Origin of the sequence: Inediibacterium massiliense (assembly GCF_001282725.1) — a bacterium.
In the GTDB taxonomy this organism is placed as follows: Bacteria; Bacillota; Clostridia; order Peptostreptococcales; family Thermotaleaceae; genus Anaerophilus; species Anaerophilus massiliensis.
Genome location: NZ_LN876587.1, coordinates 642,982 through 665,618, shown reverse-complemented (window position 1 = coordinate 665,618; position 22,637 = coordinate 642,982). Strand labels below are relative to the sequence as shown.

The window sequence follows — 22,637 nt, the reverse complement described above, 5'->3', positions numbered from 1 at the left end:
ACTTTCTATTCATATATTATAATATTTTTTAAATTTTGTCAACATATTGTTTTACATTTTTTTATTTTGTTAAACAAAGTTTATTTTTATCCATATTCTTATGATGCAATTTGCACCCTATTCTTACACTCATTTCTAATTACACACTCATCACAACTCAAACTCTGAATTTCCTTCGGAGTAGCTTGTCTAAATTCACAATCTACTAAATCATAGGTATTATCTGAATCATCAAACTCATATACCTCCTGAAATCTAACTATCATAGGTGATTCAGTTTCCTCGTTCCATGCTTGAAATAATCCTTCATACATTTCATCTACATCATAGACACCGCTTGAATTGTTCAAATCTTCCATAGTAGCGACTCTAAATGTTGTACCTTGTTTAGCTTCCTTAGCACTAAATGTGAAATGTGGATGATAGTATTCTTCACCGTTTCTGACTTCGTGTCCATCCTCGTAATAAAACAATGTTCTAACCATTATCAAATCCCCCTTTTCATTCGTTGAAAATCATCATCATGCTCGGAAACCATTTACATATATTTGATTTTTTCTAAGTCTCTTAGTGCTTTTAAATAGACTCTCAGTTCCTTTACACTTCCACTAAATGATAAAAACATATTTTCACCTCCTGTTTAATATTAGTATATAGTTCAATAACCTATTCGTCAATACCCTATTGAAAAATATTTTAAGCTCTTTTATACTAGGTATAGGAGGGGAACTAATATGAAAATATTGCGTGTGAAAACGGAAAATATACGGAAAATAATGGGTAATAAAAACATATCTCTATATAAATTAGAAAAAGAAACTGGTACATCTGCAAATAATATAAAAAATTGGATGTATAATAAAACAAAAAATTGTAACTATGAAGTTGTTGGTAGAATATGCACTGTATTAGAAATAGATGATATGAATGATATACTAGAAATCACACCTAAGGAGTAGATATTAAGTCTACTCTTTATTCAATTTGTTAGCTTGTCCACCTGTTCAACTAAAACTGTCCCTTCACTAACTAATTTTGCCCCCCCTTATAACTATTTTTGTCCACTTTAATATTAATTTTCTTAAAAACAAAAAAGACGATAAAACAAGAATACACACATAAAAAATTTCATCTAAAGTAGACCTCAAAATAACGCTTTGACATTAATGCTCAAAACATTATTCTTAGTTCCATATTCCCTTTACTCAGATGTAATTTAATTTTTTATGTATTCTTGTTTTACCGCCTTTGCGATAGAACGAAATAATAAAATAACTATTTATTATATATTTTAAATATTATGCTAATAATGTATTTATCTTCCAACAAGTTAAATATTACCACTCTCTAATATAAAAGTCAACCATTTTTTCTAAATTTTTATTTGTAATATCTTTCATGGTAGCTTCTTTTTTAAGAAAGCTTGTAGTATCAATGACTAAATTATATAATTTGATCTTAAAACTATACGATAATAACAAATTATATTGATATCTAGTCCCAAAATATTGATATTGAAGTCAAAATTTTATTATTTTTATTGATATCTAATCCCATTTTTTAATTATCTAGTCCGAAATATCTATTAATCTAGTCTAAAATCCAATATTTTCGCTTATATTTTCTAGATATTCAGTTCCAAATGTATATTGATATTCAGTCCCAAAATTTATAATAGTCGCTATTAACGACAAAATCACACCCAAAAAGAGACAAAAACAATTGTTAAAGTGGCATACGTTAATAGAAATGCCACCGTTAGGATAGGTTTTGTCTTAATCAAAGCTGAATTTTATAATATATCCATATAAAGGTGTAAATTTGTCCTTAATAATTATTTTTGTCCACCGTTGGAATGAATTTATACAAGTAAAATATTACAAAATGAAAAACTGCCTTGATTGGCAGTTCTGTAATTTTTATCTTATTTAATATAGGTAATACTATTGACCAATTTATTCACTTACATTTTCTTCAAGTATTTCAACTTTTATTTTTTTAATCATATTATATTTTTCGTCGCTAAAACAATAGTAATCCCCTCCTTTATCAGATAATATTGAATAGTGTAGTTCTTTATATATAGGTGCTATTAATACATCTTTCATTTCATTCATTACCCCATACTTATTATTGAATTTTATTTTTATAAGACCACTATCATAAGTTTCAATTATCTCTACTTGTTCTAATATTTCTTCTTCACTCATAGTTTCTATTTGCTTTAATGCTTTCTTTTCACTTATATTATTAATAATTGATTCATAAGGAATAAAAGTACCTATTAATAAGGTAATGCCTATTAATGAAGCAATACCCAAACCTATTTTAGTTAATTTATTTTTTCTTTTTGCTTGTTCTTCGTTTTTTTTATTTGCTTTAGCTAATTCAGCTAATTCAGCTAATTCAATTAACTTATTTGTATTTGCATAATTTTGAAATACATATTCTTTTTTTCTGTCACAACCGATGCACTTCATATAATTTTTTCTGTTAACTATACCACAAACACAAACCCAAAATTTTTCATTTTCTTTTGGATAGCATTTTGAATCATTTCCTGCAACAAGTTTTAAATTTTCTAATTCTTCTTCTGATAATGTTTTTATATTAATCATATCTTCTTTTTCATAATATTGTTTTTCCCAAATAGAATTGTCTTTAAATAGAATCTTATCTATCGTTACTTTTATTTGTCGTGTGTCTGTGTAATTTGGGAGAGGTATTTTTTTATTTTCTCCAAAATATGTTTTAGGATATCCTAATTCATCTTGTATAGTAAAGTTTTTTTTATTATTTTCTAATCCATTTACAGGTTCTCCAAAGGAATTGAAACATTCAAAAGTACCTTTTATAGAACTGATTATTTTTGCTGATAAATTAAAAAACTTGATTGAACAATATAATATATTTGTATTTTCATTAATTTCAATTTTTAAACTATCAGCTTCAACAGGACAAGTAATATCATTATCTCTTATTTTTGTTTTCAATTTTCTCCAATTCATGACAGTTTTCATCGATTTTTCTTTAGATTCAGGCAATATTATTGCATGTATCATAGCAAAGAAAAATAAAAAAGCTCCGTATAAATACCATATTTTAAAATCTCTACCTTTTGATTGAGCTATAAATGCAGGTATAATTCCTAAAATTAAACAAGTAATGCATATAACTAACCCATACTCTGTTAAATAAAAATTCATGTAATTTTTCCTCCTATTTATAATGATTTTATTTTTCAAAAAATAATATTATGAAATTTATAAACCCTATCTATTATAAAATATATCATAATTTCATGGATGAATGTACCAAATTTTGATCTTTTATACTTTTGTTGCAATGAAACTATATTTAGAAAGAAAGGATAGCAAGAGATTAATCCTACTATCCTTCATTAACACTTTGTAAATAATTTAATAATTCTTTCTTTTCTTCGTGCAATAAATCTAAAAGATCAATCATATTGTCAATTTGTACATCTAATATTTCACATTTATTTATAAATAAATACTGATTTGCATTTTGCTCTCGTTGCATAATTTCATTTAATTCATTTAGAATAACAGCTTTTTCATATGTCCTGAAATACATCCTTTTTTAGTGTAATTATTGACGAAAAGGATATACTTTTTACATATTTTAAATAGATAGTTTTTTACGACCTTTAAATAGTTGAGTATCATTTTTTTCAACAAAGTGTGCTATTGTCGTTAACTATCAATTAAATTACCCTACGAGGATTTTAAGACGTTTAATTTTGGAATAGGATAAATAGTATCTCTCAACTATTTTAAATTAAATTTGAGCCTGTTTTGTGGATTTTGCTATCTTATCTCAGCTATTTCCGCTGATACAGATTTCCAACCTTCACGCTTAGTCATTTTCGTTAACACTTGACTAGCACCTGGTTTTATATCCGAGTTATCATTTGTCCATTCACTTTTGACAACTTCTTCATTTTCATTTTTATAATATAAATTTATTTTTATATAGCTTACCGATGTCTCTCCTCCATTGTTTACAGTAACATTGATATCCACATAATCACTCGAATAATCCTTTGAAACAATATCTACATTTGTTATTTTTACATTTTCATAATCTGATATACTCCTGCCATATTCATTTTCAAAATCTTGATTAATTTTTTCTATACATAAGGACAAAACCTTCCCCTTATTCTCTATATTTTTTTCTGTAAATAAACCTAAGAATCCACCGTCTTCAGGATAAACTTCATCCAAATAAGCCATTATATCATCATTTTCATAATTTTTTATTTTCTGAAATACGTCTTCTGCTACTGGAGGTTTAACTATTGCATATCCAATAATAAAAATCAATACTAAAATACCACCTATTGCAAGTATTTTATTTTCTTTAAACTTTGCCTTTATATTCACTTTAATCCTCCTTTAATTCTTCTATTTCAGATTCAGATGTTTTATTTTTATTTAATTTATTAAGGCTTTCTATTATTAACGCTGTAGATCCCAAAATAGTAAATGATAACGCCAGTACAAAATATCCAGTCGCATAATTGCTGTTGATAATATAATTGTAGGCATCTCCACCCACATATGCATTTACAGGGTCTTTAGTATAGCTCTCACCACTATCGTAACAAAACATCTTATAAAATCCAGTACATATAAAAATTGCACTTATCGAATAGAAAATACCTGCTAATTTTTTACCATTACTGAAGATGTAGTCAAAAAATATATTCATAAATAACCCCTCCCCAAATACAAATTATACCTTATTTATATAGAATATTTTGTAAAACACTGTCGTTTATGTAAAATAAAGCAGGAGTTATCTCCTGCATATAATATCTATGTTACTAAAGTTCTCATGTATTTGTATTACTCTAAATTCTTCTACTTTTGGTACTTTCTTATCTGTAACCAATATTAAAGTTGGCATAGTATTAAAATACTTTTTATACTGTCCTGTCTTATAGAATTTTCTATAGGCATCTATTTTCTTTGATATTGGATTGTTGGATATCTCTATTTCAATACACCCTATATATTTATTACCTTTATATTCATATGCCATTATTGCATCTGGAATAATTGAGCCTACAGCTTTCTCGACTACAAAATGTTTTATATCTACCATTTGATTTAATCGGTTATAAAAATCACTTAATAGTAACTTATGTTGAAATTGCTTAGGCTTTTTTAGATAATAAATATACTCCTTTATTACATATTCACGGGATCTCTTGATAACTTTATTGTCATGTAGCCATTTTAACCTTATTTGTGCTGTTCTAAGATTACTAAAGAATAATCGTTTTATAGTAGATGTATTTGCAACCTTAAAAGCAGTTATAAAGTTGGTTATTTCTTTGTCCCTTTTAGTCAGCATAATAAATCATCCTTAAATATTTCTAAATTTAAATCATCTTCTTCAACTTTTACATTTTGTTTAGGAATAAATACAGCTTTTTTATCCTTACTTTTCTTGAATTTATCCTTTAAAATGTTTCTTGCTTGATCTGCATCTAAAAACATAAATTGTAATTCTGTATCCTTTCCTTCAAACTGAAGTATTGAATGACCATTACCTCGTAATTTTTCTAATCCTTCAATACCTATAATTCTGCTATTTACATTATCTCTAGTTTTTAAGCCAATCACAGTTGGACAGTTTGCCTTAATACGTGGACTTAATATCTTAGCATCTGGTCTTTGAGTACATAATATTAAATGTATTCCTGAAGCTCTTGCCAAAGCTCCCAAATCTTCAATTACTTTGATTAAATCTTTTGTATCTTTATCATTTCCTAATACAGAAAACTCATCTATTATTAAAAATTCCCTTGATAATTGATTCTCCTTATGTTTACGGTTATACTCATCTATATCTACACAATTTGATTTGAATAATAAATCATATCTTCTCTCAACTTCTTCTTTGATCTTGTATATAAGCATTTCAGCATTCTCTATATCCTTTACAAAAGTTTTAACATATTGCTGAAATAGTCTACCCTCAACCCCTCCTTTAAGGTCTATTAAATGTACCTTTGCATTAGTTTTTTTGACCAAATAAGTAAGTAATAATCTTAATACAGAAGATTTCCCTCCACCTGTTTCAGATGCAATTAAAATATGAATCGCTTTCCTTAAGTCTAAGGTAATCAATTTTTCTCCAAATCCATACCCCAAAGGTACTATATATGGTTTAGTTTCAATATTTTCATAAGGATACATCTTCTTTAATTCATTCTCAAATACTTTAATAACTGCATTTTTTCCGTTATCATATCCAATCTTTACCCTATGTTTTAAAAATGATTCTATTGCTTTTTGATGCTTTTCAAAATCATCTAATGATAATCCTATAGGTATACTAAATCTTAATTCATGCCCATATGAAGTATCTTTTTTACTTAGCTTGATTGGATATGACCCATCTTTATTACACAAACCTAAATTCTCAAACAGATTAGTATATTCACTTTTTCTATTGCTAATAAAATTACATACAATACTCCCAATCCCTGCTGAATATAAAGCATCTGCATATAATGGATTTGCTACAAAAGCACTACACATAGCACCTACAATAATACTTCCTGTTCCTGCAACTAGCAATGAATTTTCTGGATTCATTTCTTTATTCATTATTTTTCACCTCTAAAAAATCTGACATATGCCTTTAGGTGATCTGTTTCTTTTTGAATATCTTCTAATTTCCTTTCAACTTTATCGCTTAAAATCTGATTCTTTCGTGTAAAATTAATATCTTTGTTTTGTTGCTTGTATGCTGTTTGTTCATCATCTAATTTTTCTATAATGTTATTTGCCAGATTAGGACATTTTTTATTGATAAATTTAGCCGATCTATTAATAATTTTATCTGCTTCATGAAATACATCTATATGTTTTGCAGGAGTAATCATCCACTCTGGTAACTTTCCTGAAAGATAATTTTCAATATTTTGTTCACTATCTTTTGTATATTGCAAAATTGTAAGTATAGTAATAGGTTCTTTCGCTTCGTAAGCATATACACAATGCGTTGTAATACTAAAAGCAATAATACTAGCAATAAACATTCTTTTCATTTCAAATCCCCCTTTTGGCATATAAGACAATCGCCAAGACTATACTCTTTTTTGTCTCCTTCTTTCCCTCTCTCCCCCTACATTTTCTGCCGCCTACCTTCTTATATCGTTGTTTTTAGCATCTCAAAACATTGGAAAATCCACATTTATCCTTTCGTTAGGAGTTCATGTAAAAGTGATCGTTTAAAAGAGTTACAATGTGATTGTCTTTTATACTATTAATATATGCTGAATATGATAAAAATTGCTTGTACAATATATTGTTTTATCATTTTGTGATAAATAAAAGCAAAAAAATATGATACTCACTTTTCTAAGTACCATATATCATTTACAGTTTTATTTAATTTTTCCGATACTTTTAATGCTCGTTCTATGGGTGGTACTGTATCACCATTTTCCCATTTTGTATAGGTTTGAATATTAACTCCGATCATTTTAGCAAATTCGCTTTTATTATCCATTAAATGTTCTTTTAGTCTGATCTCCTTTAATTTATTCTTTACTCCCATAATTAATTATCCCCCTGTTTTGTCTTTTGTAATAATTTTAATACATTTTACATCAAATAGTGTAATACTTGTAATAATATTAATAATTTTACATTTATGAGGATAATCCTTTTTAAATTAAAAAATACTTGCTAAATCAAATGCTTTTATAGCATATAAAATCAATCCAACTATTCCTACTACAGTTATAATATCCATTTTCCTTCTAAATTTCTTTTGACTTAATTTCTGCAATTCAGCTTCTTTGCTTTTAGCCTGATCTTGTTTTATTTTTTCTTCTATCTTCTTTTGTATCCTACTATCCTTTTCATCTAAATAAATGTTTATCACTTCTTTTGCTATATTTTTAACTTCTTTTTCATCCATATCATCACCTCATTGAAATATATGAGGACAAAATATCAAGTATACATAATAAACAAAAAGAAAAAAAAAGGATAGCAGGAGATTTTCCCACTATCCTTTTATACTTTGCAAATAGTTTAATAATTTTTTCTTTTCTTCGTGCAATAAATCTAAAAGATCAATCATATTGTCTATGGATATTTTTTTACGACCAATGGATAGAAATAAAGTGGCTTAAAATCCTCATAGAGTCATTTTAGATGAATAAATAAGACACTATCATCATTGATTTAATTTTTTATTAACGACAAGTTCACACCTTATCCAAGACAAAAACACACCCTATTACTTAATTTTGAGTACACTAAATACACCTTTTCAATATACTTTTTGAAAAAGTTTTTAAATACCCTTGAAAAATTCACTAACTTTGATAAAATTATTTTAACAACATCTTTTCTAGTTCCTCTTTGGAATATAAAGATGTACGTTGGAAAAAGTTATGAAATTTGTTATTTTTAGAGAATCTACTGTTTGCGGCAGTAGATTTTTTCTTTTGTTGAGATTGAGGTGGGTAGTGACCACCTTGGACATTACTATTGTCGTTTGCTACACTAGCAATTAACTGTAATTGTGCTTTTATATTGATACATAACGTGTTTAAATATGATTTAAGGTTATTTACTATAGTCCCATGTTTTACGGCTTTCTTTAAGCATTGTACGGCTTTTTTAACTATATCTATAGAATACTTTTCTTCTAGTTGTTTCTTAATAGATTCTACGTCTATAGTTTTCTCTACAATCACACTCTTATCAGTATTAGATAGTTTCGGCTCACCTGCTTGACTAGATTCATTATTTTTTTGAACTAGGTGTGTAAAAAAATATTGGTTTATATCGAATGCTTTTTTAATTGGATTATAATTAGTACGTTTTATAATAACTTTTTTCTCTACTAACTTATTTATATATTTGAGGGCAGTATTTTTAGATACTCCCATTTCTTCTGAAATACGTCTAACTCCTACTTTTGCAATTTGAGTTCTAAAATTAACAAATTTCTTGATTGCTATGTAGCAGGTTATTTCTAGACCTGCTAGTTTATCGAGTACAGTATTATCTATTGAGGTGTACATTATTTTCTGCCCCCTTTCTTGTTTAAAGTAACAAGGGGACTATTTATACCACCATCTTTTATTATTTCGTCTTGTGATAAACTTTGTAAGTAAATTTGCGTCACTTTTAAATCTGAGTGTCCGAGAAGTTTAGAAATTGTCATAATATTATTAAATTTAAGCATTTGACATGCCCAAAAATGTCTGGCTGTGTGAGGTGAACATCTTATTTGTTTTCTTACATTAGCTTTTTTTCCTGCTATTGTAAAAATCCTTTCCATAGCCTCTACAGTTAAAGGTCTTCCTGTTCTACTTAGAAAATAATTATTATATTCTAATTCTTTTCCCATGAAATATATTTTTTTCCACTTATCATATTTTTTCATTTCTTTTTTAAGTTTTATTGACATTGATGCAAAACGTTCTTTTTTTCCTTTACCATAGATGTAAATTCTATCATCTTGAATATGATCATTTTGTATATTGCAACATTCAGTATTTCTTATACCTGTATCGAAAAAGGTAGCCAAAATACATCTATTACGAGAGTTTAAATAATTATCATGTTTGTATACTTCTAACATTTTTTTTACTTCTTCTTCATTAAAAGTTTCTATTACTTTTTTTGTATCTTTTACATTAGATACTTTGTCAATTATGTTATTTACTACATATTCCTCTTCTTCACAAAATTTAAAAAAGGATCTTAATGTCTTGATGATTGTATTGACATATCTTGTGCTTTGTTCATTCTCTAATTTTTCAGATATAAATTTTTTTACATGCACAGATTTAATTCTGCTTACTTTCTCAATTCCAAATTCTTCGTTGCAGTAATTAAGAAAAAACAAAGTATTATTTCTATAACTTTTTAATGTCTTTTTAGTTAATCCTTTCGCTTCACAATCTAGTAAAAAATCTTCAATTTCTATTAACATAAAAAACACACCTTCCTTAGTTTTTTAGTTAACTAAATAAAAGGTGTGTTCATCATTAATCACATGACATGAAGTATGCTATATGTCCAAAACGTCTATAACCGTTCAAATATCAACGTTTATTCCATATCCCAGTTGTGGTAAACGTTTTGTACGTCATCATCTTCTTCAAGCATATCAATAATTTTATTCATAGCTTTGATTTGTGCTTCATCAGTAAGCTCTACCATAGTTTGTGGAATCATATTTACATCTGATTCTAATAATTCATATCCCTTTTGCATTAAAGCTTCTTTGACTTCATAAAAATCTTCTGGTGCTGTAAGAATTTCATAAATTTCTTCATCATCTGAAATAAAATCCTCAGCTCCTGCTTCTAATGCTGCTTCCATGATTTCATCTTCATTGTACTCATCTTTTTTCTCTATAAGTATTTGACCTTTTCTATCAAACATATATCCTACACATCCAGGGGTTCCTAGATTTCCACCATTTTTATCAAAATAGTATCTAATGTTGCTTCCTGCTCTATTTCTATTGTCCGTAAGAACTTCAACAATTACTGCAATTCCATTGATTCCATATCCTTCATAAGTAATTCTTTCAAAGTCCTCTCCAGCTCCTGCGCCTGCACCTTTTTTGATAGCTCTTGTGATATTATCATTGGGCATATTAATGGATTTTGCTTTATCTATTGCATTTTTAAGATTTGCATTATATTCTGGATCTGCTCCTCCTTCTTTTGCTGCAACAGTAATTAGACGTGCATACTTTGTAAAGATTTGTGCTCTTTTTGCATCTTGCTTGCTTTTTCTATTGGCAATCGTTCCGTGTCTTCCCATGTTTTATTCATCTCCTTAGTCATACATGACGAAATTCCAATGTTTATTTTATCATATTAAAAAAAAATAGTAAATAATCCAACAAAAATGAATACAAAAAGCACCTATATTTATATACAGGTACTTCTTATAAAATATTAATATATTTTAAGTAAATCAATCCATGATTTCTTCATTATCTATTATAATTTGAGACTCAAGTACATATGCATTATTCATAGGAATTACTTTTTTAAAAAAGCTTAGAGGAACATAGGTTCTTCCCTTTACTATTGTTGGTGCTGTTCCTAACTCTATAGGTGCTGTTTTCATGTAGTTATATTGATCTTTTCCTATTGTTAAAGAAATGCCTTTTCCTATCATAACGCTTTGTGACTCTTCATTCCACACTAAATCATATCCTAATGCTTTAGAAATTGCAGCTACTGGAACCATCACCATACCTTGCTCATCGGTATAAGGTATAGGCGCCTCTATTTTTTCATTGTTCACAATAATGTCCATAGTAGAAATATCCTCTGGAAGAGTAACTGCTTTTTCAAACAATACAATTATTTTTGTTGGCGTTGTTTGTGCTGGGATACTTCTTGTAGATATATCATAAAATACTATAAGTTTTCTGTTTTGTAGATCTCCTGTAAACTCTTTCTCATCTTGTGTAATGATTTTAGTATCCTTAGAAATATTTAATTTCAATGAATAGTCTGCACTTATTAAATCTTTATCAAATTCATCTACCTTTAAGTTTTGTTCTTGATCATTCACAACAATCACTTCTGCATTGTATTGTGGGGGATAAATCATAATCATTGGTGCATTAGCTTTATAAAATCCAGTGATCGTAGCTCCTACTTCAATTTTCTTATCATCTACAATATACGTATCCTCAGATACAATCATATTGCCTAATGATCCATCTTTATTTTCTATCATAATAGCTTTACGATTTTCTAAATCTCTTATTTCTTTTACAACTCCAGTAAAAGAATTAAAATACGATTGTGCTTTTGCATTTAAATCAGCATGTATAGGCATAATGTTCTTAATTTGTCCTACATCATTAATTGGTTTTATATTTTCTATATTAGCAGCAAACCCCGTAACAGATGCAAGGGACAAAATACCAACTGATAAACATCCTGCAAGTAATTTTTTTGATTTCATAACGTCATCTCTCCTTTTTGTTTTGTGTTACACATGATTAGACGCTCATTATAAAAAAAAGTTCCACGTTATACTAAAAATTTAAAAGCTGCTTTTTTCAAAGCAGCTTTTAATTATACATCATAAAAATATTTCTTTACCTCTATCATTTTTTCTGGAGACATAGCATCAATATGATCAAGCTTATAAGGAATATTCATCTCTTTATATTTATTTACACCTAACTTATGATAAGGCAAAAGCTCTATCTTTTCTACATTAGGAATTTCTTTCACAAAACTTTTAAGCTCATCTAAATATTTATAGGTATCTGTAATTTCAGGAACAATCACTTGCCTCATCCACATAGGAATATTTTTCTTACATACTATTTTAAAGAATTCTTGAAAAGCATTCATATCTTTTCCTGTAATTTTTTCATACCCATATTTTGTAACATGCTTGATATCTAATAAAATCAAGTCTGTATAAGAGAGGATTTCTTCATAGTTTCCTACTCCTACACCTGCTGTATCCAGTACTGTATGAATATTATGTTCTTTACAAAGCTTAAAAAATTCCATTAAAAAATCTGGCTGCATAAGGGGCTCCCCTCCTGAACAAGTTACCCCTCCTGTTTTTCCAAAATAAGGTTTATATCTTAATACTTTTGTGAATAAATCTTTTGGACTAATTTCTATTCCTTTTTTAAAATCCCATGTATCTGGATTATGACAATACATACATCTTAAAGTACATCCTTGAAAAAATACAACAAATCTTATACCAGGGCCATCTACTAGCCCCATACTTTCATAAGAATGAATTCTTCCCATTTATCCTACCATGCTTTCATGAAAAGTTCTTGCTATAACTTCAAGCTGTTGTTTTCTTGTTAATCTATTAAAATGAACTGCATATCCAGATACTCTTATGGTCAAAGTCGGATATTTTTCTGGATGATCCATTGCATCTAACAAAGTCTCTCTGTTTAGTACATTTACATTTAAATGGTGTGCACCTTGTGAAAAATATCCATCCATAATTTGTACCAAATTCCTCTCTCTATCTTCTTCATTTGATCCTAAAGCTTCTGGAACAATAGTAAAAGTATTAGAAACTCCATCTTGACATATTTCTTCATATGGAATCTTTGCTACAGAATTTAATGATGCCAACGCTCCCCTTTGATCTCTTCCATGCATAGGATTTGCCCCTGGTGCAAAAGCCTCTCCAGCTTTTCTTCCATCTGGAGTTGCTCCTGTTTTTTGTCCATATACTACATTTGAAGTAATGGTAAGAACAGATAAAGTATGTTCTGCATTCTTATATGTTTGATGTTTTTTAAGTTCTCCTGAAAAATATTTTAAAACTTCTATAGCTAATTCATCTACTTGATCCTCATCATTTCCATACTTAGGAAAATCCCCTTCTATTTGAAAATCTACTGCAATATGATCTTTTCGAATAGGTTTTACTTTTGCATATTTAATAGCACTTAATGAATCTGCTACTACAGAAAGTCCTGCTACTCCAAATGCCATAAATGGATGTACCTCTGTATCATGCAAACTCATTAAAGCAGCCTCATAAGCATATTTATCATGCATAAAATGAATAATATTCATAGTATTTACATATAAATTGGCTACATAAGACAATACTTTAAAATAATTTTCTTTTGTTTTTTCAAAAGATAGTATCTTATCTTCAATAGGATCAATATTAGGTACAACTAAAGTTTTCTTTTTTTCATCTACACCACCATTAATAGCATACAAAAGAGCTTTTGCTAAATTACATCTTGCCCCAAAGAATTGCATTTCTTTTCCCATTCTCATAGCAGATACACAGCATGCAATTCCATAATCATCTCCATAAATTGGTCTCATCAAATCATCATTTTCATATTGAATAGAGCCTGTTTGAATAGACATTTTTGTGCAATATTTTTTGAAGCCTTCTGGCAAATTCTCTGACCATAGTACTGTCATATTAGGTTCAGGCGCTGGATTTAGATTGGTCAAAGTATGAAGTATTCTAAAAGAAGTTTTTGTAACTAAAGTTCTTCCATCTAACCCCATACCTCCTATTGCTTCTGTGATCCAGTTTGGATCTCCTGCAAACAATTCATTGTACTCAGGAGTTCTAAGGTGTCTTACCATTCTTAATTTGATTACAAATTGGTCAATAATCTCTTGTGCCTCATTCTCTGTAAGAATCCCTTTTTCTAGATCTCTTTTGATATAAATATCTATAAATGTACTTGTCCTTCCCAAAGACATAGCCGCTCCATTGTTTTCCTTAACGCCTGCTAAATATCCAAAATATAAAAACTGTACTGCTTCTTTGGCATTTTTTGCAGGATTTGAAATATCTATTCCATAACTTAAAGCCATATTTTTTATCTTTTTAAGTGCATTGATCTGTTTTGCTACTTCTTCTCTTTTTCTAATGATCTCTTCGCTCATAGGCCCTATTAAATCATCGTAATCCTTCTTCTTATCTTCTATTAAAAAGTCAATTCCATATAAAGAAATTCTTCTATAATCTCCTATAACCCGTCCTCTTCCATAAGCATCAGGAAGACCTGTCAAAAGACCTGCACTCCTAGCATTTCTCATATCTTGTGTATATACATCAAATACTCCTTCATTATGAGTTCTCATTCCATTTTCAAAGAAGTAATCCATTTGTTCATCCATTTTATATCCGTAATCATCTAATGCACCTTTAACCATTCTGATTCCCCCAAAAGGATTAATCATTCTCTTTAGAGGCTCATCTGTTTGTAGTCCTACAATAACTTCATTTTCTTTATCTATATAACCTTTTTTAAAATTGTCTATTCCTGAAATATGATGAAGGTCTACTCCTAAAATCCCCTTTTCAAGCTCCTCTTTTAGAAGTACCTCACACTTTTCCCATACTCTTAAAGTCTTTGAAGTAGGCTTTTGTAAAAAACTTTCATCTCCTTCATAAAGCATATAATTTTTTTGTATAAAGCTTCTTACATCTACTTGTTTTGTCCAATTTCCTTCTTCAAATCCTACCCATTCTCTTTTCATCATAAAAAACCCCTCCTTGACTATTTTTGTATCAAGTCCGGGGGCTTTTCAAAAAAATATAAGACCCCCCGGACGTTTAGCCCAGGCGGTCGGCTTTTCTTCTGATCACACTCCATGTGGTTTATTCCACTTCCGCCAGTCATGTGATAGATTTCATAATTACTATATTGGATAAATTTATATTACCAACTTATATTATGCTTGTCAATAAAAAATTAGTTCTTTTCATAGACCCATATGGTAATCCTTATTGAAAATATTATCTATACTTCTTTTAATATAATAATCTTTTTTGATTTTAAACTTTCTTTTACATCTATTATTCTTTGATTTGTAGACCCTACATATTTAAAAGCATCATTTTTTAGATTTTCATTAAATTTTCCATCTATAAGAACATCTATATGTTTTAATAAGTTTAGTTTGTGTGCATCGTTACTTTGTAATATTTCTTCATATGTATATCCTGTATAACACCATAAATTTAACTCCTCATCTTTAATTTTTTTAGCAAGAGTAGCTAATGGTTGTGCTTGATCGAAAGGTTCTCCTCCTGAAAAAGTTACCCCTAAAATTAAAGGGATATTATGTTGGATTCTATGAAATATATGATCTAAAGATACCTTATCTCCATAATTACAATCTTGCATATCTTTATTATGACATCCAATGCAATTATGATTGCACCCAGATACAAATAAAACACTTCTAAGTCCTTTGCCATTTACTGTAGAATTATCTAAAAAACCTGCAACTTGAAGCATCTATAGACTCCTCCTGTCTACAACAAAAAACCCCTTTACAATCATAAATATTGTATCAGAGCTTTTGTTTGTTAAAAATTTCATATATTTAAATATGGTAAGTATTGATGTGCACTTCATTATTATGAGAAGTTCTATCTTTTCTTTCAGCAACTTTTCCGTTTCCAAATCTTTCATCTAGCGAAAGATAGCCTGTAACCCTTGATATACCTTGTATATTTTCACTTTTACATTTAGGGCATGTATGTTTAGAAGCTTCTACTCTTTCTCCACAATCTCTACAATACTTCATATGAAAATTTATACCCATATAACTAATATTCGTGTTCTTATAAGCATAATCAATAATCCTTTTCACATCTTCAGGTTCTGGATATCCATCCATTTCGATGTAAGTTATATGTCCACCATTACATAATTTATGAAACGGTGCTTCTAAATCTATCTTATCTTTTATAGATATTTTGTATGAAACAGGGATATGATAGCTATTCGTATAATAATCTTTATCTGTAACTCCTTTGATATTTCCAAATACTTTTTTATCTTGAAGGATAAATTTTCCTGAGAGCCCTTCAGCAGGAGTTGCATAACATGACCAATTTAGTTTATCAAGTTCTTTATATTGATCACAAAATTCTCTTATATGAGTAATGATTTTTAATCCTAATTCATGAACATTTTGATCTTCCCCATGATGTTTACCTGTTAAAGCTATTAATGTTTCAGCAAGTCCAATAAACCCAATCCCCCATGTACCTTGTTTTAAAATAGGTTCTATAGAATCATCAGGAGATAAGTTTTCAGACCCCTTCATTAAGTGTTCACCTGCTACAAAAGGTAAATCTTTTACCTTCAATTTTTTAAGAACATTATATCTATGTAACAATGACTCTCTAGCAATAGATAATCTGTTATCTAAAAGAGAAAAGAATTTATCTATGTTCCTTTTAGCTAATATTCCTATACGAGGAAGATTTATTGTAGTAGGAGCAATATTTCCTCTCCCTGCAGGACCAGCCTCTCCATTTACATTAGACATTATATAAGTTCTACATCCCATAGTAGCTGCAATAGTACCTTTGTCATAGTACTCTTTATTAAAGTCAGCATCTAAATTCATAAACATAGGATTCATTCTTTTGCTTGCAACTTTACAAGCAAGTTCATATAAATAGTAGTACGGATCCTCTTGTTCCCTATTTACACCTTTTTTTACTCTAAATATTATATTTGGAAATATAGGTTGCTCTCCTTTACCTAAGCCTTTTTCATATTCTTGTAAAAATATTTCGCACACCATAGCTGCATCTTTGCTTCTAGGAAGTCCTAGGTTAATTGAACTAAAAGGAACTTGACTTCCAGCTCTAGAATGCATAGTATTCAAATTATAAACTATACCTTGCATAGATTGATGAACAACTTTTTTTAATTTTTTTTCTGCTATTTTTTCTATATCTGCTCCTAAATCTCTAAATTCCTCATTATATTCTTGTAGTATTTCTTGTCTTGTCATATTCACAAAGTCTGCCATATCATTATCAAAATCAACATGTGCTTGACCACCAAACATATCATTTTGAGTACTTTGAAGTAATATACAAGATAATTCTGCAGCAGATTCTATTCTTTTTGCAGGGAGAATTGTACCATATCCTGTATTAAAGCCTCGTTTTAATATTTTACCCGTTTCTATATTTAAACAATTGGTAGTTAGATTATAACTATCTAAATCATGATAGTATATATCTCCATTCTCATGTGCTTTAGCCAAATGTTTAGGCATAGCAGCAAGATTATACCATTTATTAGATTCACTGGCGATTCTTAAAAGCTTGGAACTGAAATTATTCCCTACATTTGCATTATCTCGATCTGTTTCAATTCCTATATTTTTAATACTTCGCATTAAATCTGATTTTATTTCTCTTAATTTTGTTCTTTCTTTTCTATAGTTTGAATATGCTAGTCCTATAGGTCTGTATCCATTTTGTAATAAAATGTCTTCCACAATATTTTGTATTTCTTCTACTTTTATTTTAGTATATCCTTTTTTTTCAATACACTCTATAACTCTTTGAGTAGCTTCTATGGCTTCGCTTTCTTTTAACGTAAAAGCTATTTCATCTGCAGAAGCTTTAATAGCATTAGTAATTTTAATCGAGTCAAAAGGTACTTCTCTATCATCTCTTTTAACAACATATAGCATTTCATCCACATCCAATCACAACATATTGTACAGTGGATATTATACCTTACAAAGAATTTTATGGCAATTTTAAAATATACTAAAAAAATTAATACAAATAGTTTTAGTCAATATACCTTCTTTTTCTGCTAATTTTTACACCTATATTCATGTTGACATGAATAATTTGTAGTACCCATTGAAATATCAATTTTTTCATGAATAAAATAAAACAGAGATTACATCATTCATTGTAATCCCTCAAAATCTACTTTCCTCAAAGATTACCAATATAATACTCTCTCTTCTTTATAGATTTTCCTACAAGTACAATTCCTATAAGTAAAATCAATGTTGCTGCCAGTCCTGCTTCTGGTCCAAACGCCCCCCCTGTGATCCACTGAATCCCAGTTAATTTCGTTTGAAAGAAACTGACAGAAGGAATAGAATTTCCACTGACTTCTAGTCCAAAAATATTTCCTTGAACCCAATTCCATGCACTATGGGCACCACAAGCGCCCCAAATATTATCTGTTTTTAAAGCATAAAGTCCAAAAAATAGCCCGACTAAAATAATATTTAAAATAGCTAAGAAACTTACATGATTATTCAATAAATGTAAAACGCCAAACAACGATGAGGATACGAAAAGGCCTGCAGCCATGTTATATCTTGCACTAAGAACATTCATCAGCCATCCACGGGTAACTACTTCCTCTGATCCACCTTGAATCATCCACCCTGGCAAAACAATCAAAATACCTGAAATAGTAGAAATTCCAAATGAAATAGTGGTATCTAGATTTATTTTTGCCTGTCCTGAAACAAAGAGCAAAATCATAACTGCAAAAAACATGAGTGCACCTACTCCAAATCCAATCAAATATTGAGAAATTACATTTTCTTTAAAAAATCCAATAGATGAAAATGATCGTTTTTCAACCAATTTTACCCATGCAAACACACACATAAAAACAAAACCACATGATAAAATCATAAAGATCGTAAAATTCAACTCCTCATGTAGTATGTATGGTACAAGCATTTTATATGAAATGACTCCAATAATTTGACCTACAATAATAAAAATAATGGTTAAAATAGGGGCTACAAAGAAATTTGGTAAAAATCTTGAATCTAACGCACTTGATATGAGTTTGAATTGATTTTTTTTCATAAGATTCTCCTTATTTTTTAGTGTATAGTATACATTTTTTATTTCTTCTATTATATTCCATACGTTTTATTATATCTATATATATAACATTTTACAAATCCTCCCAAAAGTAACTTTCATAAAATTCATCCTATAATTCTAGTAAAAAGAAGTATAATAAACTAAAGCAAAATAAAATAGGAGGATTCTATTTTGAAAAAATCTATAAAATTTTTTATGATTCGTATAATCCTTTTTATTCTCAATTTAAGTATTCGTTACACAGCATCATTTTATCCCTTCTGGATAGAAAATTGGTATTCTAATGGTTTATATAGAATGATTAGCATGATTTTAAACTTTTTTAATCGTATTTTTGATTTTTCTATAGGAGAATATCTTTTTATATTTTTGATTTTATTTATTCTATATAAAGTTATCATTTTTATAAAAAAAATAATTACTTACAAAAAAAATAGAAAATCTATTCTTTTGTCTTTTTTCATTTCAATTTTTATTTCTATTAATATCATTTATTTTTTATTTATGCTTCTTTGGGGACTAAATTATTATAGACTTCCCCTTTCAGAAATCACTCATCTTTCGATAGCTCCTTATTCTGTTGAAGACCTTGAAAATTTATGTGTTATTCTTACAAACAAAGCTAATATTCTCAGAACAAAGGTAGATGAAAATCATCAAGGTATTATGACTTTGAAAAAAGAAGGTAACAATTTATTAGAAAAAGCGAATACGGGATATATTTTAGCATCCAATACTTATCCTATTCTTAAAGGTAAATATTCAACACCAAAAGAAATATATTTTTCTAATGCTCTTTCATGGATGGGTATATCAGGAATTTACTCTCCTTTTACAGGAGAAGCCAATATCAATAAAAAAGTACCTGACTGCATGATTCCTAGTACCATCTGTCATGAAATGGCACATCAAAGAGGCTTTGCAAGAGAAGATGAAGCAAACTATATAGCTTATATTACCTGTAAGATTCATCCCGATGAAAATTTTCAGTACTCTGGAGTTTTATTGGCACTCATTCATTCTATGAATGCTCTTTATACCTATGATGAAAAAAAGTATGTAAAGATTCGCAATACCTATAGCATTGGAGTAAAAAAAGACTTAGAAAACATTCATGAGTTTTGGGAACAATACAAAGGACCAATAGAAGAAACCTCTTCAAAGGTTAATGATGCCTATTTAAAATCCAATCAACAATCAGATGGTATTCATAGTTACGGAAGAATGGTCGATCTTCTTTTAGCAGAAACTCAACAAAAATAAAGGAATTTATATTTTTAACTAGAACTTAATTTTTAAATATCATTTCATTCATAGAAAGGATTGATTCTATGTACTTTGCTACTTTTATTTATCAAGAAAAAGAAACTTTTGGTGTATTAACAGAGAGTAAAACCCACGTTATTCTTATAGAAGATGTTTTTGAGTATATTCAAAAAGAGTGTCCTAAAACTTTAATGGATTTCATAGAATGGGATCATAAAAATTTGGGGGTTAAAAAAATAAAAGATATTTTAGAGGAAAATCAATTTGCTGAAATCTCTTTAGAAAATATTAAATTACATGCCCCTATTCCTTATCCTAAAAGAAATCTCTTTTGTCTAGGGAAAAATTACATAGATCATGTAAAAGAAGTATCTGGGCTATCTGGAGCTGATGACTCTATTCCTAAATTTCCTATTTATTTTTCTAAAGTTGCAAACCCTGCCATTGGCCATAAAGATTTTATTAATTCTCATTCTGATCTTACAGATAAACTAGATTATGAAGTGGAATTAGCTATCGTCATTGGCAAAGACGGAATCAATATTAAACCAGAAGATGCACAAGATTATATTTTTGGATATACCATTGTCAATGATATATCTGCTAGAAATATTCAGAGAAAGCATATGCAGTGGTTTAAAGGCAAAAGTTTAGAAACCTTTTGCCCTATGGGTCCTTACTTAGTTCATAAAAGTGAAATTCCTTTTCCTATTAAATTAGATATAAAATGTATGGTAAATGGAGAAGTAAGACAAAATTCCAATACAAAGAATATGATTTTTGACATTTCTCACATTATTAGTGATTTATCTAAAGGAATGTATCTAAAAGCAGGAGATATTATCATTACGGGCACGCCTTCAGGAGTAGGTCTTGGTTTTACTCCTTTTAAATTTTTAAAATCAGGAGATCAAATAGATTGTTTTATCGAAAAAATAGGAACACTCACTAATTTTGTAAAATAAGGAGTATTTTATGATTTTATTTAAAAAATATTATAATAAACAATTTTTAAATCAAATTCGAAAAGCCATTGATGATTTTAATATGATTCAAAAGGGTGATTCTATTGCTGTTGGATTATCAGGTGGAAAGGATAGTATTTTTCTTTTATTTTGCTTAAAGCTTATTCAACTTACTTATATAAAAGATTTTGAGCTTATAGGAATCCATATTGATTTAGGATTTGAAATGGATATGAGACCTTTAAAAGACTTTTGTGAAGAAAATAATATTCCACTTATTGTTGAAAAAACAAATATTTCTCATGTAGTATTTCATGAAAGAAAAGAAAAAAATCCATGTTCTCTTTGTTCTACCCTAAGAAGAGGCGCTCTTTCTAGAGTAGCAAAAGACCATCATATCAAAAAAATTGCACTTGGCCATAATACGGATGATGTAATTGAAACTCTTTTTATGAATGTACTCAAGGTAGGAAAGCTAGGGACCTTTCATCCTAATACATATAATCCTAAAAAAGATATGCATATTATAAGACCTTTGATTTATCTCAGAGAAGATTTGATTGAATCTTTGACCAATCAATATGATCTTCCTATCATCCAAAGCACTTGTCCTATGGATAAAAAAACTACTAGAGAAGAAATGAAGCATTTACTTTTTAGTTTAGAAAAAACTTATCCTGATGCTTCTCAAAAAATATTATCTTCTTTGTCTAATGTTGATTTAAATAAATTTTGGAATAAAGCAAATCAATAAAAAATACAGCATAGTTTTATACCATGCTGTATTTTTTAATTCATATCCATAAAATAAACCACTATAATTTTCATCTAATAAGTACTATATTTTAGTGATTGCAATCATGATGATCACATGTCATCAAGTTATCTTTAACCTTTCCTTCTAGCCAATCCTTTACAACTGTATCCACATCTCCTGAGCATCCTCTTACAACCTTAATATTTTGTGAAGCAAGAACATTTACTGCTCCTTGCCCCATATTTCCTGCTAACATCCACTCTACCCCTATCTCTGATAGAGTATATGCAATATTTGATTTACAACCACAACCTTCTGGTGATTCTAATGTTTCTTTTGAAACAACTTCTTTCTTGTCATTGATTTCAACAATAGTATAGTATTCACAATGTCCAAAATGACTATCTATCTTTCCACCTCTAGTTGGTAACGCTATTTTCATTT

General features: G+C 28.8%; 24 protein-coding genes and 1 riboswitch. Of the genes, 4 read left to right on the top strand and 20 right to left on the bottom strand.

All coding sequences use genetic code 11. The annotated features are described in order from the left end of the window. Positions 1-98: 98 nt before the first annotated feature. Positions 99-485, bottom strand: coding sequence for a hypothetical protein (locus tag BN2409_RS11710; RefSeq protein ID WP_053956814.1), 387 nt, complete (start codon positions 483-485; stop codon positions 99-101). A 249-nt stretch (positions 486-734) separates the two neighbouring features. Here BN2409_RS11710 and BN2409_RS11705 point away from each other — a divergent pair, with 249 nt between their 5' ends. Then, positions 735-959: a helix-turn-helix domain-containing protein gene (locus BN2409_RS11705; protein ID WP_053956813.1), complete on the top strand. Its 225-nt coding sequence runs from the start codon at positions 735-737 to the stop codon at positions 957-959. Positions 960-1,955: 996 nt separating this feature from the next. On the opposite strand, the gene BN2409_RS11700 is transcribed toward BN2409_RS11705, so the two are convergent. The 18 genes from BN2409_RS11700 to BN2409_RS11615 all read right to left on the bottom strand — a co-directional run bounded on the left by BN2409_RS11700 (position 1,956) and on the right by BN2409_RS11615 (position 19,184). Next, entirely contained in the window at positions 1,956-3,206 is a 1,251-nt protein-coding gene (locus tag BN2409_RS11700; protein ID WP_053956812.1) for a hypothetical protein, read from the bottom strand. 184 nt (positions 3,207-3,390) lie between these two features. Then, on the bottom strand, positions 3,391-3,597 hold the full coding sequence (locus tag BN2409_RS11695) for a hypothetical protein (RefSeq protein ID WP_053956811.1): 207 nt from the start codon (positions 3,595-3,597) through the stop codon (positions 3,391-3,393). Between the two features lie 233 nt (positions 3,598-3,830). Then, on the bottom strand, positions 3,831-4,409 hold the full coding sequence (locus BN2409_RS11690) for a hypothetical protein (protein ID WP_053956810.1): 579 nt from the start codon (positions 4,407-4,409) through the stop codon (positions 3,831-3,833). A gap of 1 nt (position 4,410) precedes the next feature. Next, complete coding sequence (locus BN2409_RS11685; RefSeq protein WP_053956809.1) at positions 4,411-4,737, bottom strand: hypothetical protein; 327 nt, start codon at positions 4,735-4,737, stop codon at positions 4,411-4,413. An 87-nt stretch (positions 4,738-4,824) separates the two neighbouring features. Continuing rightward, positions 4,825-5,385, bottom strand: a complete 561-nt coding sequence (locus BN2409_RS11680) for a hypothetical protein (protein WP_053956808.1) — start codon at positions 5,383-5,385, stop codon at positions 4,825-4,827. Beyond that, positions 5,379-6,647 (bottom strand): FtsK/SpoIIIE domain-containing protein, encoded by a 1,269-nt coding sequence (locus BN2409_RS11675; protein WP_053956807.1) that lies wholly within the window; start codon positions 6,645-6,647, stop codon positions 5,379-5,381. Before BN2409_RS11675 ends, BN2409_RS11680 begins: the two co-directional genes overlap by 7 nt. Continuing rightward, entirely contained in the window at positions 6,647-7,090 is a 444-nt protein-coding gene (locus tag BN2409_RS11670) for a hypothetical protein (protein ID WP_053956806.1), read from the bottom strand. Before BN2409_RS11670 ends, BN2409_RS11675 begins: the two co-directional genes overlap by 1 nt. 305 nt (positions 7,091-7,395) lie before the next feature. Then, the gene (locus BN2409_RS11665; protein ID WP_053956805.1) at positions 7,396-7,602 is read right to left on the bottom strand and encodes a helix-turn-helix transcriptional regulator; all 207 of its coding nucleotides are present in this window, start codon (positions 7,600-7,602) and stop codon (positions 7,396-7,398) included. Positions 7,603-7,719: 117 nt separating this feature from the next. Then, complete coding sequence (locus BN2409_RS11660) at positions 7,720-7,968, bottom strand: hypothetical protein (RefSeq protein ID WP_053956804.1); 249 nt, start codon at positions 7,966-7,968, stop codon at positions 7,720-7,722. 418 nt (positions 7,969-8,386) lie between these two features. Beyond that, positions 8,387-9,085: a hypothetical protein gene (locus BN2409_RS11655; RefSeq protein WP_053956803.1), complete on the bottom strand. Its 699-nt coding sequence runs from the start codon at positions 9,083-9,085 to the stop codon at positions 8,387-8,389. Further along, on the bottom strand, positions 9,085-10,002 hold the full coding sequence (locus tag BN2409_RS11650; RefSeq protein WP_053956802.1) for a tyrosine-type recombinase/integrase: 918 nt from the start codon (positions 10,000-10,002) through the stop codon (positions 9,085-9,087). The genes BN2409_RS11655 and BN2409_RS11650 overlap by 1 nt, the downstream gene beginning before the upstream one ends. A 119-nt stretch (positions 10,003-10,121) precedes the next feature. Then, the gene (locus BN2409_RS11645) at positions 10,122-10,844 is read right to left on the bottom strand and encodes a YebC/PmpR family DNA-binding transcriptional regulator (RefSeq protein WP_053956801.1); all 723 of its coding nucleotides are present in this window, start codon (positions 10,842-10,844) and stop codon (positions 10,122-10,124) included. 156 nt (positions 10,845-11,000) lie between these two features. Continuing rightward, positions 11,001-12,008, bottom strand: coding sequence for a copper amine oxidase N-terminal domain-containing protein (locus tag BN2409_RS11640; RefSeq protein WP_053956800.1), 1,008 nt, complete (start codon positions 12,006-12,008; stop codon positions 11,001-11,003). Between the two features lie 113 nt (positions 12,009-12,121). Continuing rightward, positions 12,122-12,823, bottom strand: coding sequence for a pyruvate formate-lyase-activating protein (gene pflA / locus BN2409_RS11635; protein ID WP_053956799.1), 702 nt, complete (start codon positions 12,821-12,823; stop codon positions 12,122-12,124). Then, the gene (gene pflB / locus BN2409_RS11630; protein ID WP_053957728.1) at positions 12,824-15,055 is read right to left on the bottom strand and encodes a formate C-acetyltransferase; all 2,232 of its coding nucleotides are present in this window, start codon (positions 15,053-15,055) and stop codon (positions 12,824-12,826) included. A 72-nt stretch (positions 15,056-15,127) separates the two neighbouring features. Further along, positions 15,128-15,208: riboswitch (ZMP/ZTP riboswitch) on the bottom strand. A 110-nt stretch (positions 15,209-15,318) separates the two neighbouring features. Continuing rightward, positions 15,319-15,819, bottom strand: a complete 501-nt coding sequence (gene nrdG / locus BN2409_RS11625; RefSeq protein ID WP_053956798.1) for an anaerobic ribonucleoside-triphosphate reductase activating protein — start codon at positions 15,817-15,819, stop codon at positions 15,319-15,321. An 88-nt stretch (positions 15,820-15,907) separates the two neighbouring features. Then, positions 15,908-18,028 carry an anaerobic ribonucleoside triphosphate reductase gene (locus BN2409_RS11620; RefSeq protein ID WP_053956797.1) on the bottom strand — a complete coding sequence of 707 codons (2,121 nt, stop codon included), beginning with the start codon at positions 18,026-18,028 and terminating at the stop codon, positions 15,908-15,910. 256 nt (positions 18,029-18,284) lie between these two features. Beyond that, a complete protein-coding gene (locus BN2409_RS11615) occupies positions 18,285-19,184 on the bottom strand; it encodes a CPBP family intramembrane glutamic endopeptidase (protein ID WP_053956796.1) in 900 nt (299 codons plus the stop codon). A 192-nt stretch (positions 19,185-19,376) separates the two neighbouring features. Here BN2409_RS11615 and BN2409_RS11610 point away from each other — a divergent pair, with 192 nt between their 5' ends. The 3 genes from BN2409_RS11610 to BN2409_RS11600 all read left to right on the top strand — a co-directional run bounded on the left by BN2409_RS11610 (position 19,377) and on the right by BN2409_RS11600 (position 22,190). After that, positions 19,377-20,468: a DUF3810 domain-containing protein gene (locus BN2409_RS11610; RefSeq protein WP_053956795.1), complete on the top strand. Its 1,092-nt coding sequence runs from the start codon at positions 19,377-19,379 to the stop codon at positions 20,466-20,468. Between the two features lie 68 nt (positions 20,469-20,536). Beyond that, positions 20,537-21,436 carry a fumarylacetoacetate hydrolase family protein gene (locus BN2409_RS11605; protein WP_053956794.1) on the top strand — a complete coding sequence of 300 codons (900 nt, stop codon included), beginning with the start codon at positions 20,537-20,539 and terminating at the stop codon, positions 21,434-21,436. A 10-nt stretch (positions 21,437-21,446) separates the two neighbouring features. Next, positions 21,447-22,190 carry a tRNA lysidine(34) synthetase gene (locus tag BN2409_RS11600; RefSeq protein WP_053956793.1) on the top strand — a complete coding sequence of 248 codons (744 nt, stop codon included), beginning with the start codon at positions 21,447-21,449 and terminating at the stop codon, positions 22,188-22,190. A gap of 91 nt (positions 22,191-22,281) precedes the next feature. Here BN2409_RS11600 and BN2409_RS11595 read toward each other — a convergent pair whose 3' ends face one another. Next, positions 22,282-22,635, bottom strand: coding sequence for a NifB/NifX family molybdenum-iron cluster-binding protein (locus tag BN2409_RS11595; RefSeq protein WP_053956792.1), 354 nt, complete (start codon positions 22,633-22,635; stop codon positions 22,282-22,284). Positions 22,636-22,637 lie beyond the last annotated feature (2 nt).

Coding starts and splice junctions, on each gene's coding strand:
- BN2409_RS11710 (WP_053956814.1), bottom strand. CDS start 485: ATGGTTAGAACATTGTTTTATTACGAGGATGGACACGAAGTCAGAAAC.
- BN2409_RS11705 (WP_053956813.1), top strand. CDS start 735: ATGAAAATATTGCGTGTGAAAACGGAAAATATACGGAAAATAATGGGT.
- BN2409_RS11700 (WP_053956812.1), bottom strand. CDS start 3,206: ATGAATTTTTATTTAACAGAGTATGGGTTAGTTATATGCATTACTTGT.
- BN2409_RS11695 (WP_053956811.1), bottom strand. CDS start 3,597: ATGTATTTCAGGACATATGAAAAAGCTGTTATTCTAAATGAATTAAAT.
- BN2409_RS11685 (WP_053956809.1), bottom strand. CDS start 4,737: ATGAATATATTTTTTGACTACATCTTCAGTAATGGTAAAAAATTAGCA.
- BN2409_RS11680 (WP_053956808.1), bottom strand. CDS start 5,385: ATGCTGACTAAAAGGGACAAAGAAATAACCAACTTTATAACTGCTTTT.
- BN2409_RS11675 (WP_053956807.1), bottom strand. CDS start 6,647: ATGAATAAAGAAATGAATCCAGAAAATTCATTGCTAGTTGCAGGAACA.
- BN2409_RS11670 (WP_053956806.1), bottom strand. CDS start 7,090: ATGAAAAGAATGTTTATTGCTAGTATTATTGCTTTTAGTATTACAACG.
- BN2409_RS11665 (WP_053956805.1), bottom strand. CDS start 7,602: ATGGGAGTAAAGAATAAATTAAAGGAGATCAGACTAAAAGAACATTTA.
- BN2409_RS11660 (WP_053956804.1), bottom strand. CDS start 7,968: ATGGATGAAAAAGAAGTTAAAAATATAGCAAAAGAAGTGATAAACATT.
- BN2409_RS11655 (WP_053956803.1), bottom strand. CDS start 9,085: ATGTACACCTCAATAGATAATACTGTACTCGATAAACTAGCAGGTCTA.
- BN2409_RS11650 (WP_053956802.1), bottom strand. CDS start 10,002: ATGTTAATAGAAATTGAAGATTTTTTACTAGATTGTGAAGCGAAAGGA.
- BN2409_RS11645 (WP_053956801.1), bottom strand. CDS start 10,844: ATGGGAAGACACGGAACGATTGCCAATAGAAAAAGCAAGCAAGATGCA.
- BN2409_RS11640 (WP_053956800.1), bottom strand. CDS start 12,008: ATGAAATCAAAAAAATTACTTGCAGGATGTTTATCAGTTGGTATTTTG.
- pflA (WP_053956799.1), bottom strand. CDS start 12,823: ATGGGAAGAATTCATTCTTATGAAAGTATGGGGCTAGTAGATGGCCCT.
- pflB (WP_053957728.1), bottom strand. CDS start 15,055: ATGAAAAGAGAATGGGTAGGATTTGAAGAAGGAAATTGGACAAAACAA.
- nrdG (WP_053956798.1), bottom strand. CDS start 15,819: ATGCTTCAAGTTGCAGGTTTTTTAGATAATTCTACAGTAAATGGCAAA.
- BN2409_RS11620 (WP_053956797.1), bottom strand. CDS start 18,028: ATGCTATATGTTGTTAAAAGAGATGATAGAGAAGTACCTTTTGACTCG.
- BN2409_RS11615 (WP_053956796.1), bottom strand. CDS start 19,184: ATGAAAAAAAATCAATTCAAACTCATATCAAGTGCGTTAGATTCAAGA.
- BN2409_RS11605 (WP_053956794.1), top strand. CDS start 20,537: ATGTACTTTGCTACTTTTATTTATCAAGAAAAAGAAACTTTTGGTGTA.
- BN2409_RS11600 (WP_053956793.1), top strand. CDS start 21,447: ATGATTTTATTTAAAAAATATTATAATAAACAATTTTTAAATCAAATT.
- BN2409_RS11595 (WP_053956792.1), bottom strand. CDS start 22,635: ATGAAAATAGCGTTACCAACTAGAGGTGGAAAGATAGATAGTCATTTT.